This window comes from Nocardioides daeguensis (assembly GCF_019192965.1).
In the GTDB taxonomy this organism is placed as follows: domain Bacteria; phylum Actinomycetota; class Actinomycetes; order Propionibacteriales; family Nocardioidaceae; genus Nocardioides; species Nocardioides daeguensis.
In genome coordinates this window covers 113,440-127,691 of the sequence record NZ_JAHTKU010000022.1, presented here as the reverse complement: position 1 = coordinate 127,691, position 14,252 = coordinate 113,440, and the positions used below count along the sequence as shown (strand labels likewise).

The following is a 14,252-nucleotide window of genomic DNA, read 5'->3' as shown; positions in this document are numbered from 1 at the left end:
CACGAACGTCCGTACGACGCCCGCGGCCGCGCGGAGCCGGAATCAGGCGTCGAACAGCGCCTGGCCGACGTACTCGCCCTTGCCGACGCCGGGCGGGACCGCGAAGAGCGCCTGGCCGGTGAAGCGCAGGTACTCCATGAGCGCGTCCGACTTCGACATCGCCCGCTGCAGCGGGATGAAGTGGGTGCGCGGGTCGCGCAGGTAGGCGATGAAGAACAGGCCGGCGTCGAGGCCGCCGACGTCGTTGCTGCCGTCGACGAAGTTGTAGCCGCGGCGCAGGATCCGCACCCCGCCGTTGGTGTGGGGATGCACGACACGGACGTGGGAGTCGACCGGGATGATCGGTCCGGAGCTCCCCTTCATCTCGAAGTCGGGCTCGCTCATCTCCTCGCCACCGGACAGCGGCGCGCCAGTGCCCTTGGTGCGGCCGACGAACTGCTCCTGGGACTCCAGCGACTGCCGGTCCCAGACCTCGATGGTCATGTTGATCCGGCGGGTCACGAGGTACGAGCCGCCGGTGAGCCAGGCTGCCCGCGGGTCGTCCTCGGCGCCGACCCACACGTGCTGCTCGAGGGCCTCGGTCTCCTCCGCCTTGATGTTGGCAGTGCCGTCCTTGAACCCGAACAGGTTGCGCGGCGTGGTCTGGCTGGTCGACGTGGTCGAGGTCCGGCCGAAGCCGAGCTGGGACCAGCGCACGGCGGTCGTGCCGAACCCGATCCGGACCAGGTTGCGGATCGCGTGGACCGCGACCTGGGGATCGTCGGCGCAGGCCTGGATGCAGATGTCCCCGTCGCTGCGGGCCGGTTCGAGGACGTCGGCGGAGAACCGGGGCAGCTGCTCGAGCGCCGCCGGGCGACGCGCGGCGATGCCGAACCGGTCGTTGCCGTCGGCGTCGACGAACAGGCCCGGACCGAAGCCGAAGGTGATGGTGAGCCTGCTCGGCGGCAGGTCGAGCGCCTCGCCGGTGTCGTCCGGCGGAGCGTTGCCCGGGCCGTCCACCGCGCCGACCGGGCCGGCCGAGCCGCCCTCGGTCATCCGCGCGGCTGCGTCGGTCCACGCCTTCAGCAGCGCCACCAGCTCGTCGCGGTCGTCGGTCGTGACGTCGAGCGCGACGAAGTGGAGACGGTCCTGGGCGGGCGTCACGATGCCCGCCTGGCGCTCGCCGTGGAAGGGGTACGACGCCAGCGGCGCCGCGACCTTCTCGGTCTCGGGCGCCGCGAGCCGCCCGGCGGCGAAGGCTCCGGCGACGCCGGCGGCAGCCGCGCCGCCGCCGAGGAGTCCGCGGCGGCTGACCCGGCCGCCGGTGCTCAGGACGTCACCGCCGCGGTGAGCTGCGACAGCGGCTCCGAGAGCGCGTTGACGGCATCGGTGAGCTTCTTGGTGTCGGCCGGGCTCAGCGCGGTGTAGAGCACGAAGCCGTCACCGTCGCGGTACTCGTCGAGCAGCGCCTGCAGCGCGTCGAACTTGCCGGTCAGCTCGGTCGCGAGCTCCGGGTCCTTCGCCTCGAGCAGGCCCTGCACGCCCTCGTAGGCGACCCTGGCGCCGTCGACGTTGGCCTGGAAGTCCCACAGGTCGGTGTGCGACCAGGCCTCCTCCTCGCCGGTGATCTTGCCGTTCGCGACCTCCTCGAGCAGCCCGATCGAGCCGTTGGCGATCGCGTCGATCGGGTAGGTCAGCGCGTCGGCACCGGTGGCCTGGATCCGCTGGTCGAGCTCGGTGACGTTGGCGCGCAGGTCCTCGGCGTACGTCGCGCGCTCGGCGGGCGTGAGGGCGGTGTAGCCCTTCGCGTCCTGCGGCCACAGGTCCTTCTCGATCCGGTGCCAGCCGGTCCACTTCTCCCCGGCGGCGAAGTCGACGTCGGCCTCGCGGGCGTCGGTCTTCGGGTCGAGGTCGCCGAAGGACTCGGCCACGGTCTCGATCCGCTCCCAATGCTCGCGGGCCACCGGGTACAGCGCGCGGGCCCGGTCGTCCTTTCCGTCGGCGTAGAGCTGGACGAACTGCTCGGTCTTCTCCAGCAGCTGGGCCGACTGGTCCTGCACGTAGGCGCGGTAGTTGGCCTGCGCCTGGTCGATCAGCTCCTGGTCCGAGGCGCTGACCTCCTGCTCCTCCTCGGAGTGGGTCACGGTGAAGGCGGCGCGGATGCCCTCGCCGACCATGCCGGGCTTGCAGGCGGTGAAGTAGTCGCCCTGGGGCACGTTGACGGTGAGCAGCTTGGTCAGGTTCGGGCCGATGTTCTCGACCTCGCCGACGATCCGCAAGCCGTCGCTGCCCAGCAGGTAGAACTCGGTGACGTCGGACCCGGTGTTGGTGACCTCGAAGCTCAGCGTGCCGGCCGGCGCCGTGGTCGCCGACAGCTCGCAGGCGTCGGCGCTCGAGCCGACACTCAGGGCGCGGGCGTCGCCGCCCTGCCGGTCGTCCCCGGAGGAGGCGTTCTCGGTGCAGGCGGCGAGCGTCGGGACGACGGCCAGGGCGGCCACCGAGGCGAGCAGGGTCTTGCGCATGGGTTCAGTGCTCCTGGAGCTGACGGGAGGGACGGGAGGGATGCTTGGCGCGGGTGCGGAGGAGGAAGATCGCGCCCACCGGCACGACGTAGAGCACCCAGGCGAGAGCCTCGAGCCACGTCGTGGCGGGCGAGAAGTTGAAGACGCCCTTGAGCAGGGTGCCGTACCAGGACGACGGCGGGATCGCGCCGGAGACGTCGAAGGCCAGGTCGTGCAGGCCGGGCAGGATCCCCGCCTCCTGCAGGTCGTGGATGCCGTAGGCGAGCACTCCCCCGGCGACCACGATGAGGAAGGCGCCGGTCCAGGTGAAGAAGACCGTGAGGTTGAGGCGGATCGCGCCCCGGTAGATCAGGTAGCCGAGCGCGACGGCCACCAGGAGGCCGAGCAGGGCGCCGACCAGCGGCTCCCAGGTCGGGGTCACCGAGCCGATCGTGTCGCGGGTGCCGGCCTGGGTGGCCGCCCACAAGAACAGCGCGGTCTCCAGACCTTCGCGGCCGACCGCGAGCATCGCGACGACGGCGAGCGACCAGCGTCCGGACTCGGCGGCGCGGTCGACCTGGCCGCGCAGCTCGGCGCCGAGCCCACGGGCAGCCGCCGACATCCAGAAGATCATCCAGGTCACGAAGGCGACGGCGACGAGGGAGAGAGTGCCGCCGATGGCCTCCTGCGCCTCGAAGGTCAGGCCGCGCGGTCCGAAGGTCAGCGCGGCACCGAACCCGAGGGCGACGGCGACGGCGAGGCCGACGCCGGCCCAGATCCGCGGCAGCAGCTCGCGCCGCCCCGACTTCACGAGGTAGGCCACCAGGATGCTGACGACCAGTGCGGCCTCGAGGCCCTCACGCAGTCCGATCAGGAAGTTGGCGAGCACGAGCTCGAGGCTACTCCCCATGGTTAGCCTTGCCTAATGGAGGGTGCCCTCACTTCTCGCCGGCGGATCCGGGGCGGGACGGCGGCGCGCCGATGGCTGACCGCCGTACCCCTGACCGCCGTACCCCTGGAGTCCTAAGGTCGAGGCACCAGGGTTCGCCGTCGACGAAGGAGTCAGGCCATGCGCGTTTTCACGACGTTCGAGGAGCTCACCGAGGCAGCCGGGACCGACCTCGGGACCAGCGACTGGGTCACCATCGACCAGCGCCGGGTCAACCAGTTCGCCGACGCCACCGGCGACCACCAGTGGATCCACGTCGACGTCGAGCGTTCCCGGCAGGGCCCGTTCGGCGGAACCATCGCCCACGGCTACCTCACGCTCTCGCTGGTGCCGTGGCTGGGCAGCCAGGTCTTCACCCTGCGCACGCCGGGCACCAAGGTGAACTACGGCGTCAACAAGGTCCGCTTCCCGGCCCCGCTCCTCGTCGGCAAGCGGATCCGGCTGCACGTCGCCATGGGCGAGGTCGTGGACGTCCCCCGCGGCAAGAAGCTGACCGTGCACCACACGATCGAGATCGAGGACGAGGCCAAGCCAGCCTGCGTCGCGGAGACCGTCGTGCTGCTGCTGCCGTGAGGGCCGAACGCGACGTCAGGCGGTGACGCGCGTGTCCCAGGCCTGTGCCAGCGCCTGCTCGAAGAGCTCGGTGGGCTGGGCGCCGGAGATGCCGAGGCGGCCGTCGATGACGAAGAACGGGACACCGCTCGAGCCGTAGGCCCGGGCCTGCGCGACGTCGGCCATCACCTCGTCGCGGAACTCGTTGCTGGCGAGCACCTGCTCCACCCGCGCGGCGTCGAGTCCGGCCGCCGCCGCGGCGCGGCGCAGCACGTCGTGGTCGCCGAGCGACTCGCCCCGGGTGAAGTACGCCGCCAGGACCGCCTCGAGCAGCGCCTGCTGGCGTCCCTCGGTGCTCGCCAGGTGGAGCAGACGGTGGGCGGTCAGGGTGCGGGCGTGCAGTGCGTCGGCGTGGGAGAAGACCAGGCCCTCCCCGGCGGCGACCTCGTCGGCGCGGGCCATCATCGCGCGGGTGCCGGCCTCGTCGGCGCCGAACTTGCGGCCCAGCACCTCGACCGTGGTCTCGGTCCCGACCTCGGGGGCGAACGGGTCCAGCTCGTAGGAGCGGTAGACCACCTCGACCTCGTCGCGGTGCTCGAACGAGGCGAGCGCCTTCTCCAGGCGGCGCTTGCCGATGTAGCACCACGGACACACGACGTCGGCCCAGATCTCGATGCGCACGAGGGGTGCAACGCGGCGTACCCCTGATTGCTTCCCAGGGCCGGCGCGCAGCGCGGACCCAGAAGATGCCGGTGGTCGAGGTGCCGGCTGAGCCGTCGAAGCCGCCTCGAAACCCCTAGGGGCTCCCGGGGCGACCTCAGGGGCGGGTCAAGGGATCTGCCCGAAGCGGCGCGGGCCCCGGCCGGGACAGGCTTCGGGCCATGATCACAGTCGAGTCCCTCAGCAAGTCGTACGGCAGCTTCACCGCCGTCGACGACGTGTCTTTCACCGCCGCGCCCGGCCGGGTCACCGGGTTCCTCGGGCCCAACGGCGCCGGCAAGTCCACCACCATGCGGGTCATGGTCGGCCTGACCCAGCCGGGCGGCGGCGAGGTACGTGTCCTTGGCCGCCGGTTCGCCGACCTGCCCGACCCGGGCCGCGAGGTCGGCGTCCTGCTCGACGCGTCGGCCCAGCACGCCGGGCGCACCGGTCGCGAGATCCTCACCATCGCCGCACTCACCATGGGCCTGCCGCGCACCCGCGTCGAGGAGATGCTGGAGCGGGTCAGCCTGACGCCGGACGAGGCCAGCCGCCGGGTCCGCAACTACTCCCTCGGCATGCGCCAGCGCCTCGGCATCGGTACGGCGCTGCTCGGCGACCCGGAGGTGCTCATCCTCGACGAGCCCGCCAACGGCCTGGACCCGGCCGGCATCCGCTGGATGCGCGACCTGCTGCGCGACTTCGCCGACGAGGGCGGCACGGTCCTGCTCTCCAGCCACCTGCTGCACGAGATCGAGGTCATCGCCGACGACATCGTCGTCATCGGCAACGGCAGGATCGTCGCGCAGGGCACCAAGGAGGAGCTGCTGGCCGGCGCCGGCACCCTCGTCCGCGCCACCGACGGGACGGCCCTCGCCGCCGCGCTCACCCACGCCGGGATCCCTGCGCGCCCGACCTCCGGGGGCGCCGTCCTCGCCGAGGCCGACCTGACCCGCGTCGGCCAGGCCGCCTTCGCGGCCGGCATCGCCGTCACCGAGCTGCGCGCCGCCGACGGCGCGGGCCTCGAGGAGATGTTCCTGGCCCTCACCGCCGACAGCCAGCGCGAGAGCGTCGACACCACCAGCAAGCAGGCCCCGACCACGCAAGGAGCAGCGGCATGACCGCCACGACCCTCGACGCCGCCCCGGACGTCGTACCCCCCTCCGCCCGGACGCGTCCGGCGCCAGCGCGCACCCCGTTCCGCCGGATCCAGTACGTCGAGCTCCGCAAGATGTTCGACACCCGATCGGGATACTGGTTGATGGCGAGCATCGTCATCACCTCTGCGATCGCGACCGTGATCACGCTGCTCGTCGGCGACCGCGACGACCTGACCTTCGACTCGTTCGCCGCCGCGATCGGCAGCCCGATGTCGGTCATCCTGCCCGTGATCGGCGTGCTCGCCGTGACCAGCGAGTGGAGCCAACGCACCACCCTGACCACCTTCACCCTGGTGCCGGGCCGCTCCCGGGTGCTGGCCGCCAAGCTGCTCAACACGCTCGCCATCGGGCTCGCCGGCATGGTCGTCGCGCTGGGCGTCGGCGCCCTCGGCAACCTGGTCACCTCGATGATCACCGGCGTCGACCCGGTGTGGGACATCTCCGCCGGCACCTTCGCGCAGATCGTGCTTGCCAACGAGCTCGGCATGTTGCTCGGCTTCGCCCTCGGCCTGCTGTTCCGCAGCTCGCCCGCCGCGATCGTCGGCTACTTCGTGGTCAACCTGGTGCTGCCCGGGCTGTCCGGCGCACTGGCCGCCGCCCAGGAATGGTGGGCGGACAACGCCGGCTGGTTCGACATCAACGACACCCGCTTCCTGCTCTTCGACGGTCACCTCACCGGCCAGGACTGGGCCCAGCTCGGCGTCACCTCCGCGCTGTGGATCGCCCTGCCGCTGCTGATCGGCACCCGGCTCGTGCTCCGCTCCGAGGTGAAGTAGCCGGCGCTGCCCCACAGGCCCCCGCCGACGGCTCGTCCTGCACCCCGCAGGGCGGGCCGTCGGCGTACTTGCCCGATATGGGTGACTCGCGACGGGGCGATCGGTGCGAGCGTCGGGGAGGTCTCGGCTGACTCAACGGGGGGCCATCGTGCGTCGACACCGTCAGCACCGCATCCGCGGTGCCGTCGTCCTGCTCGCTGCGGTCGTCACGGCGGTGACGACGCTCACGACCGGCGGTCCCCCGGCGATCGCGCAGCCCGCCCACCAGCGGCTGGTCCCGTCGGCCGTCCCCGCGACGACACCCAACATCCTGGACGGCCGGACGCTCGCCATCGCCGAGGTCGGGCGCAAGGTGTTCGTGGGTGGCACGTTCACGCTGGCACAGAACCCGGGGACGAGCGCGCAGCTGCCGACGCCGTACCTCTTCGCGTACGACCGGCTGACCGGCGTCGTCGACCCGACCTTCGCGCCGGCGCTCGACGGCAGCGTCAACGGCATCGTTGCCACGCCCGACGGCAGCGCGCTGTTCGTGGCCGGCACCTTCAAGCTCGCGGGCACCACCAAGGTCCGCAACATCATCAAGATCGACACAGGCACCGGCGCGCTGGTGCCCGGGTTCAAGAACCCCAGCCCCAACGGGGGCGTCCTCGACATCGCCCTCGTGGGCGACCGGCTGCTGCTGGCCGGCAGCTTCACGACCGTCGCCGGCCTGCCGCGTCCCGGCACGGCGTCGCTGAACGCAGCCACCGGGGAGGTGGACGAGTACCTCAAGGTCGCCGTCGACACCAACCACAACTGGCCCTCGGGTACGGCGAAGGCTCCGGTCGGCGTCGCGAAGATCGCGGCCAGCCCCGACGGCACCCGGCTCGCCGCCATCGGCAACTTCAAGCACGCCGACGGCCTCGAACGCGACCAGGTCGTGCTGATCCGGCTCGGACCCGACAACGCCTTCGTCGACCCCGACTGGAAGACGCTGCGCTACACGCCCGAGTGCAGCAAGAACAACTTCGACTCCTACGTGCGCGACGTCGACTTCTCCCCCGACAGCTCCTACTTCGTGGTCGCCTCCAGTGGCGCCGGGTACAACGGCACCCTGTGCGACTCGGCGGCCCGCTTCGACGTGGCGGCGACCGGGCAGGACGTGCAACCCGTCTGGCAGGCCGCGACCGGCCAGGACTCGCTGCTCTCGGTCGCGATCGCCGACAACGCGGTCTACGTCGGGGGCCACCAGAAGTGGATGAACGCGATCCTGAGCGGCGCCGACCAGCAGGCGGGCCAAGTGCCGCGTCCCGGCCTGGCCGCGCTCGACCCGGCCAACGGCATGCCGCTGAGCTGGAATCCCGGCCGCCACCCGCGCGGCGTCGGCGCCGAGGAGCTGCTGGCGACGGACAACGGCATCTACGTCGGCAGCGACACGGAGTACATCGGCAACGGCGAGTACCGCCGCGCCCGACTCGCCTTCTTCCCCGTCGACGGCGGCAGCGCCCCCGTCAACCAGGCCGACCCGGTGCTGCCGCGCAGCCTCTACCGGCTGTCCGGCTCGGCCGTGACCACCCGGCAGTTCACGGGCTCGTCGATCACCGCGCCGACGACCGTCGCGACGACCGGCGGCGCGAGCTGGAACAACGTGCGCGGCGCCTTCATGGTCGGCTCGAAGCTCGTCTACGGCGCGACCGACAACAAGCTGCACTACCGGACCTTCGACGGCACCGCCTTCGGCCCGGACAACGTCATCGACCCGTACAACGACCCGTACTGGAGCGACGTGACGACCAGCGGCGGGACGCAGACCTACCGCGGCCGGGTCCCCACGTTGTACCCCCAGATCTCAGGCATCACCGGCATGGCCTACGCCAACCACCGGCTGTACTACACGCGGAGCCTGCAGTCGAAGGTCTTCTGGCGCTGGTTCTCCCCGGACAGCATGGTGGTCGGCGCCGCCGAGTTCACGGTCACGGGATCGAACCTCCCACTCCTGCAGGGCCCCCGCGGCCTCGTGTACGCCGACGGGGCGCTGTGGGCCGGCATGTCAACCAACCAGCTCTGGCGCCTGTCCGTCACCGACGGGGTGGCGAGCGGCACCTGGACCCGGGTGACCGGCGACGGCATCGACGCCAGTCCGGTGTGGTCGAGCGGCACGATGTTCCTCGGGCCGCTCGCCAACCAGCCGCCGACCTCGTCGTTCACGGCGTCCTGCGCCGGCCAGTCCTGCTCCTTCGACGGCAGCGGCTCGACCGACCCGGACGGCACCGTCACGGGCTGGGCGTGGAGCTTCGGGGACGGCGCAACGGCGAGCGGCGCCCGGGCCGGCCACCTTTACACAGCGCCCGGGACCTACCCGGTCACCCTGACCGTCACCGACGAGAACGGCGGCACCGCCACGTCCACCCAACCGGTCGTGATCGAGGGCGCCACCAGCCAGGTCGCCTACCGGGACTCCACCGGAAAGGTCACCAACGCGACGTCGGTCGTCACACCGATCCCCACGACCGCGCAGGCCGGGGACGGCCTGGTCGCCGTCGTGTCGGCCGCGACGAGCGCCGTGCCGCCCGCGCCGGCGGGCTGGACCCAGGTCGGCGCCCCCGTCGCCACGAACGCGTTGACCACGGTGGTCTGGCAGAAGGTCGCCGCCGCCGACGACGCCGGTCGCAACGTGACGGTCGCCTTCGGCGCGACCGCCGTCAAGGCAACGCTCACCGTGCTGGCCTACTCCGGCACCGACCCGGCGAGGCCGGTGGCCGCCGTCGCCGGCGCCGCCGAGGCCACCGCGACGACGGCCCACCGCAGCCCCGTGGTCACCACCCCCGGCAACTGGGTGGTGACGGTGTGGGCGGACCGCTCCTCGGCGACCACGACCTTCGCCGAGCCCGCAGGCTCGACCGTGCGGCAACGGCTGATCGGCGCCGGCGGCGGCCACGCCGACCAGCTCGTGGCCGACACCGGCGGACCCGTCGCAGCGGGCCAGTACGGGGACCAGGTCGCCACGACCGACGCGGCCGCGAAGGGAACCAGCGTGACGATCGCCCTGCGCTGAGCTCGAGCGCGCGCTGGTGGCTCTCCCCAGGTCGGCCCGGACGCACGACACCCCCGGCCCTGACGGGTCCGGGGGTGTCCTGCTACGACGCGAGGTCAGCGCGCGGCCGAGCCCTCGGTGTAGTCGTCGTCGGTGTGCGCCCACGAGAAGTGGGAGCGCAGCGTCTTGCCGACGGCCTCGATCGGGTGCTGGGCACCCTTCTCGCGCAGCGCCTTGAACTCCGGCGCGCCGGCGTCCTGGTCGGCGATGAAGCGCTCGGCGAACGCACCGCTCTGGATGTCGGCGAGAACGGCCTTCATGTTCTCCTTGACGCGCGGGTCGATCACACGCGGGCCGGACACGTAGTCGCCGTACTCGGCGGTGTCGGAGACCGACCAGCGCTGCTTGGCGATGCCGCCCTCCCACATCAGGTCGACGATGAGCTTGAGCTCGTGGAGGACCTCGAAGTAGGCGATCTCGCCCTGGTAGCCGGCCTCGGTGAGGGTCTCGAAGCCGTACTGGATCAGCTGCGAGACACCGCCGCAGAGAACCGCCTGCTCGCCGAACAGGTCGGTCTCGGTCTCCTCGGTGAAGGTGGTCTTGATGACGCCGGCGCGGGTGCCGCCGATGCCCTTCGCGTAGGACTTCGCCAGGTCCCAGGCCTTGCCCGAGGCGTCCTGCTCGACGGCGATGATGTCCGGGATGCCGCGGCCGGCGACGTACTCGCGACGCACGGTGTGGCCCGGGGCCTTCGGGGCGACGAGGATGACGTCGACGCCGGCCGGCGGCTGGATGTATCCGAAGCGGATGTTGAAGCCGTGGCCGAACACCAGCGTGTCGCCCTCGGCGAGCGCCGGCGCGATCTCGTCGGCGTACAGGTGGCGCTGGACCTGGTCGGGGGCGAGGATGACGATGACGTCGGCCTCCTCCGCGGCCTCGCGCGGGGTGAGGACGCGCAGGCCCTCCTCCTCCGCCTTGGCGCGGCTCTTCGAGCCCTCCTTGAGGCCGACGCGGACGTCGACACCGGAGTCGCGCAGGTTCAGCGCGTGGGCGTGACCCTGGCTGCCGTAACCGATGACGGCGACGTGCTTGCCCTGGATGAGGGACAGGTCGGCGTCGTCGTCGTAGTAGATCTCAGCCACGTCGGGCTTCTCCTTATATCTCGGTATCTCGGTGGTTGAGGTGCGAGCGCAGCGAGCCTCGAAGCCTCAGTGGTGGGTGTTGTCAGGCGTGGGCGGCGGGCGGCACCGGGACGGCGACGGGCTTGCTGCGCTCCGAGATGGAGCGCGGCCCGCGGCCGATGGCCACCATGCCGGACTGCACGAGCTCGCGGATCCCGAAGGGCTCCAGCACGCGCAGGAAGTCAGCGATCTTGCCGTCGTTCCCGACGATCTGCATGGTGATCGCGTCCGAGGCGACGTCGATGACCTTCGCCTTGAACAGCTGGACGACGTCGAGCACCTCGCCGCGGTTCTCCGCGGTGGCGCCGACCTTGACCAGCACCAGCTCGCGGTTGACCGAGGCGGTCGGGTCGAGCTCGACGATCTTGATGACCTCGACCAGCTTGTTGAGCTGCTTGGTCACCTGCTCGAGCGGCGAGGAGTCGACGTTGACCACGATGGTCATCCGCGAGATCTCGGAGTGCTCGGTCGGACCCACCGCGAGCGACTCGATGTTGAAGCCGCGGCGGCTGAACAGCGCGGAGATGCGGGCCAGGACGCCGGGCTTGTCCTCGACGAGGACGGACAGGGTGTGCTTCGCCATCTCTACAGGTCATCCTCGTCGAACTGGGGCGCGAGGTCGCGCGCGTACTTGATGTCGTCGTTGCTCGTGCCCGCCGCCACCATCGGCCACACCATGGCGTCGCGGTGGACCCGGAAGTCGACGACCACGGGCACGTCGTTGATCTCCATCGCCTTGCGGATGGTCGCGTCGACGTCGTCGGGCGACTCGCAGGCCAGGCCCACGCAGCCGTAGGCGTCGGCGAGCTTCACGAAGTCGGGGATCCGCTTCGAGTGCAGGTCGGTGTTGGAGTAGCGCGAGTTGTAGAACAGCGTCTGCCACTGCCGCACCATGCCGAGCGACTCGTTGTTGATGACCGCGACCTTGATCGGGATGTTGTTGATCGCGCAGGTGGCGAGCTCCTGGTTGGTCATCTGGAAGCAGCCGTCGCCATCGATCGACCACACGGTCTGGTCGGGCATCGCGACCTTCGCGCCCATCGCGGCCGGGACCGAGAAGCCCATGGTGCCGAGGCCGCCGGAGTTGATCCAGGTGTTGGGGCGTTCGTAGCCGACGAAGTGCGCAGCCCACATCTGGTGCTGGCCGACGCCCGCGGTGTAGATCGTGTCGGGACCGGAGATGGCGCCGAGGCGCTCGAGGACGTACTGCGGCGCCAGGCCGCCGTCGGCGGGACGGTCGTAGCCCAGCGGGTACTTCTTCTTCACGCCGGCGCAGAACGCGACCCAGCCCTCGTAGTCGCCGGTGCGGCCGGCCTCCTGCTCGGTGCGCAGGGTGGTGATCAGGTCGACCAGCACCTCGCGGACGTCGCCCACGATCGGGACGTCGGCGAACCGGTTCTTCCCGATCTCGGCCGGGTCGATGTCGGCGTGGATGACCAACGCGTTGGGCGCGAACGAGTCGAGGTTGCCGGTGACGCGGTCGTCGAAGCGGGCGCCCAGGCTGATGATCAGGTCGCTCTTCTGCAGCGCCGCGACGGCCGCCACGGTGCCGTGCATGCCGGGCATGCCGAGGTGCTGCGGGTGGCTGTCAGGGAACGCGCCGCGGGCCATCAGCGTGGTGACCACGGGGATGCCGGTGAGCTCGGCGAGGGCCAGCAGCTCCTTGGAGGCGCCGGAGCGGATGGTGCCGCCGCCGACGTACAGGACCGGCTTGCGCGACTCGAGCATGAGGCGGGCGGCCTCGCGGATCTGCTTGGCGTGCGGCCGGGTCACCGGGCGGTAGCCGGGCAGGTTCAGCTCGGTGGGCCACGCGAAGCTGGTCGTGGACTGCAGCGCCGACTTGGTGACGTCGACCAGAACCGGGCCGGGGCGGCCGGTGGAGGCGATGTGGAACGCCTCGGCGATCTTGGTCGGGATCTCCGCGGGGTCGGTGACCAGGAAGCTGTGCTTGGTGATCGGCATCGTGATGCCGCGGATGTCCGCCTCCTGGAAGGCGTCGGTCCCGATCAGCGAGGCGCCGACCTGCCCGGTGATCGCGACCATCGGCAGCGAGTCCATGTGGGCGTCGGCCAGCGGCGTGACCAGGTTGGTCGCACCGGGCCCGGAGGTCGCCATGCAGACGCCGACCCTGCCGGACGCGGCGGCGTACCCCTGCGCGGCGTGGCCGGCACCCTGCTCGTGGCGCACGAGGATGTGGCGGATGCTGCTGTCCATCAGGGGGTCGTAGGCCGGGAGGATCGCTCCACCCGGGATTCCGAAGATGTCGGTGACCCCGGCCGCCTCGAGGGACCGGACCAGGCTCTGTGCTCCGGTGATGCCATGTTCCTGGGAGTTGGCGCCCGAGCCCTGCTGCTCACTCATCCGAGTCGTTCCTTGTCTGCTGTGGTGGGCCGAACTGCTGGTCGTAACTCAACAAAAAACCCCTCGGTTGCTGGGCAACGAGGGGTGGACGCGCTGGCGGTTGACTGACGGATTGTCCTGGTCAGGCTCAGCCGGCGCGTCCGGTGCGTACGAGAAGCAGGTCATGCATGGAATCACCGTAGCCGTCGCACGTCGTGCCGTCGAACCAGTGTCGCACAACGTCTCAGATGGCAAGACGGCAGTCTCAGGATCCGTCCACCTCGCGGAGCGCGGCGAGAGCCTCCGGCAGGCCGTCCAGCGTCCGGCTGGCGGCGGTCTCGACATGGGCGATCACCGCGGCCGGCGCACCGGCGGCCCCCAGGTGGCCCGCGAGCAGGAGGGCGTCGCGGTGGTCCCCGAGCCGGCCCTGGATGTCCTTGCCCGCGGACGCCAGCGCGGCCTCCCCCAGCGCGTCGGCGACGTGGCGCAGCCGACGCGCGGCCTTGCGGACCTCGTGGGACGTCTCCCCGTCGGCCGCCCGGTCCAGCACGCGACGTACCTCGCGGCGCAGCACCTTCGCCGTCGCCGGCCCGGCCGGCCGGCGCGCCCGATGGGTGAACGGCGGGTCCTCGGCCCACTGCTCGAGCAGGCGGTCCAGCGCCACCGCGTCCGGGGAGGCGTGCCAGTCGACGAGGACCGCGTGTGCACCGCCGTGGGCGGCCAGGAGGGGCGCGACCAGGGCGGGCTCGAGGTCGGTTCGGCCGAGCTCGGCCAGCACCCGACGACAGTCCTCAGCCCGGACCTCCAGGTCTCGGCCCGCGCCGAGCACGGCGCCGTACGACGCCAGGTGGTCGCGCAGCTCCCGGGCCGGCCGCTTCTCGACGTAGCGTCCGAAGCCGGCCAGCACGTTGCGCAGCCGGCGTACCGAGGTGCGCAGCTGGTGGACCGCGTCCGGCTCGTCGGCCAGCGCCGGCTCGCGCCGCTCACGGATGCCGGCGACCAGGTCCCCGATCACGGTGCCGAGCAGCTCGCCAGTCCGGGTGTCGGGCACGGGCCCAGTCTGCCGGACGCACCCACCTCCGACCGGGACGCCGTCCCGAGT

At 71.5% G+C, this 14,252-nt stretch carries 12 protein-coding genes; 4 read left to right on the top strand and 8 right to left on the bottom strand.

Annotated features, from left to right (window positions below; translation table 11 throughout):
- Positions 1-42: 42 nt before the first annotated feature.
- From efeB to efeU, 3 genes are read right to left on the bottom strand one after another with little or no spacing between them, the layout of a single operon-like run.
- Positions 43-1,311 carry an iron uptake transporter deferrochelatase/peroxidase subunit gene (gene efeB / locus KU893_RS18695; RefSeq protein ID WP_218235960.1) on the bottom strand — a complete coding sequence of 423 codons (1,269 nt, stop codon included), beginning with the start codon at positions 1,309-1,311 and terminating at the stop codon, positions 43-45.
- A complete protein-coding gene (efeO, locus tag KU893_RS18690; RefSeq protein WP_218235898.1) occupies positions 1,308-2,501 on the bottom strand; it encodes an iron uptake system protein EfeO in 1,194 nt (397 codons plus the stop codon). The genes efeB and efeO overlap by 4 nt, the downstream gene beginning before the upstream one ends.
- A gap of 4 nt (positions 2,502-2,505) precedes the next feature.
- Positions 2,506-3,390, bottom strand: coding sequence for an iron uptake transporter permease EfeU (efeU, locus tag KU893_RS18685; protein ID WP_246592863.1), 885 nt, complete (start codon positions 3,388-3,390; stop codon positions 2,506-2,508).
- 159 nt (positions 3,391-3,549) lie between these two features.
- Between efeU and KU893_RS18680 the strand changes: the two genes are divergently transcribed.
- Positions 3,550-4,002: a MaoC family dehydratase gene (locus KU893_RS18680; protein ID WP_218235897.1), complete on the top strand. Its 453-nt coding sequence runs from the start codon at positions 3,550-3,552 to the stop codon at positions 4,000-4,002.
- 15 nt (positions 4,003-4,017) lie between these two features.
- Here the strand turns inward: KU893_RS18680 and KU893_RS18675 are convergent, their stop codons facing one another.
- Positions 4,018-4,662, bottom strand: coding sequence for a DsbA family oxidoreductase (locus KU893_RS18675; RefSeq protein ID WP_218235896.1), 645 nt, complete (start codon positions 4,660-4,662; stop codon positions 4,018-4,020).
- 200 nt (positions 4,663-4,862) lie between these two features.
- Between KU893_RS18675 and KU893_RS18670 the strand changes: the two genes are divergently transcribed.
- From KU893_RS18670 to KU893_RS23710, 3 genes are all read left to right on the top strand, one after another.
- The gene (locus tag KU893_RS18670; RefSeq protein ID WP_218235895.1) at positions 4,863-5,801 is read left to right on the top strand and encodes an ABC transporter ATP-binding protein; all 939 of its coding nucleotides are present in this window, start codon (positions 4,863-4,865) and stop codon (positions 5,799-5,801) included.
- On the top strand, positions 5,798-6,616 hold the full coding sequence (locus KU893_RS18665; RefSeq protein ID WP_218235894.1) for an ABC-2 transporter permease: 819 nt from the start codon (positions 5,798-5,800) through the stop codon (positions 6,614-6,616). Before KU893_RS18670 ends, KU893_RS18665 begins: the two co-directional genes overlap by 4 nt.
- 148 nt (positions 6,617-6,764) lie before the next feature.
- The gene (locus KU893_RS23710; protein ID WP_218235893.1) at positions 6,765-9,650 is read left to right on the top strand and encodes a PKD domain-containing protein; all 2,886 of its coding nucleotides are present in this window, start codon (positions 6,765-6,767) and stop codon (positions 9,648-9,650) included.
- A gap of 95 nt (positions 9,651-9,745) precedes the next feature.
- On the opposite strand, the gene ilvC is transcribed toward KU893_RS23710, so the two are convergent.
- The 4 genes from ilvC to KU893_RS18640 form a co-directional block, all read right to left on the bottom strand.
- Positions 9,746-10,771, bottom strand: a complete 1,026-nt coding sequence (gene ilvC / locus KU893_RS18655; protein ID WP_218235892.1) for a ketol-acid reductoisomerase — start codon at positions 10,769-10,771, stop codon at positions 9,746-9,748.
- Between the two features lie 82 nt (positions 10,772-10,853).
- Positions 10,854-11,393 (bottom strand): acetolactate synthase small subunit, encoded by a 540-nt coding sequence (gene ilvN / locus KU893_RS18650; RefSeq protein WP_218235891.1) that lies wholly within the window; start codon positions 11,391-11,393, stop codon positions 10,854-10,856.
- Positions 11,394-11,395: 2 nt separating this feature from the next.
- On the bottom strand, positions 11,396-13,171 hold the full coding sequence (locus KU893_RS18645; RefSeq protein ID WP_218235890.1) for an acetolactate synthase large subunit: 1,776 nt from the start codon (positions 13,169-13,171) through the stop codon (positions 11,396-11,398).
- A 244-nt stretch (positions 13,172-13,415) separates the two neighbouring features.
- Positions 13,416-14,201, bottom strand: a complete 786-nt coding sequence (locus tag KU893_RS18640; RefSeq protein WP_218235889.1) for a CHAD domain-containing protein — start codon at positions 14,199-14,201, stop codon at positions 13,416-13,418.
- Positions 14,202-14,252 lie beyond the last annotated feature (51 nt).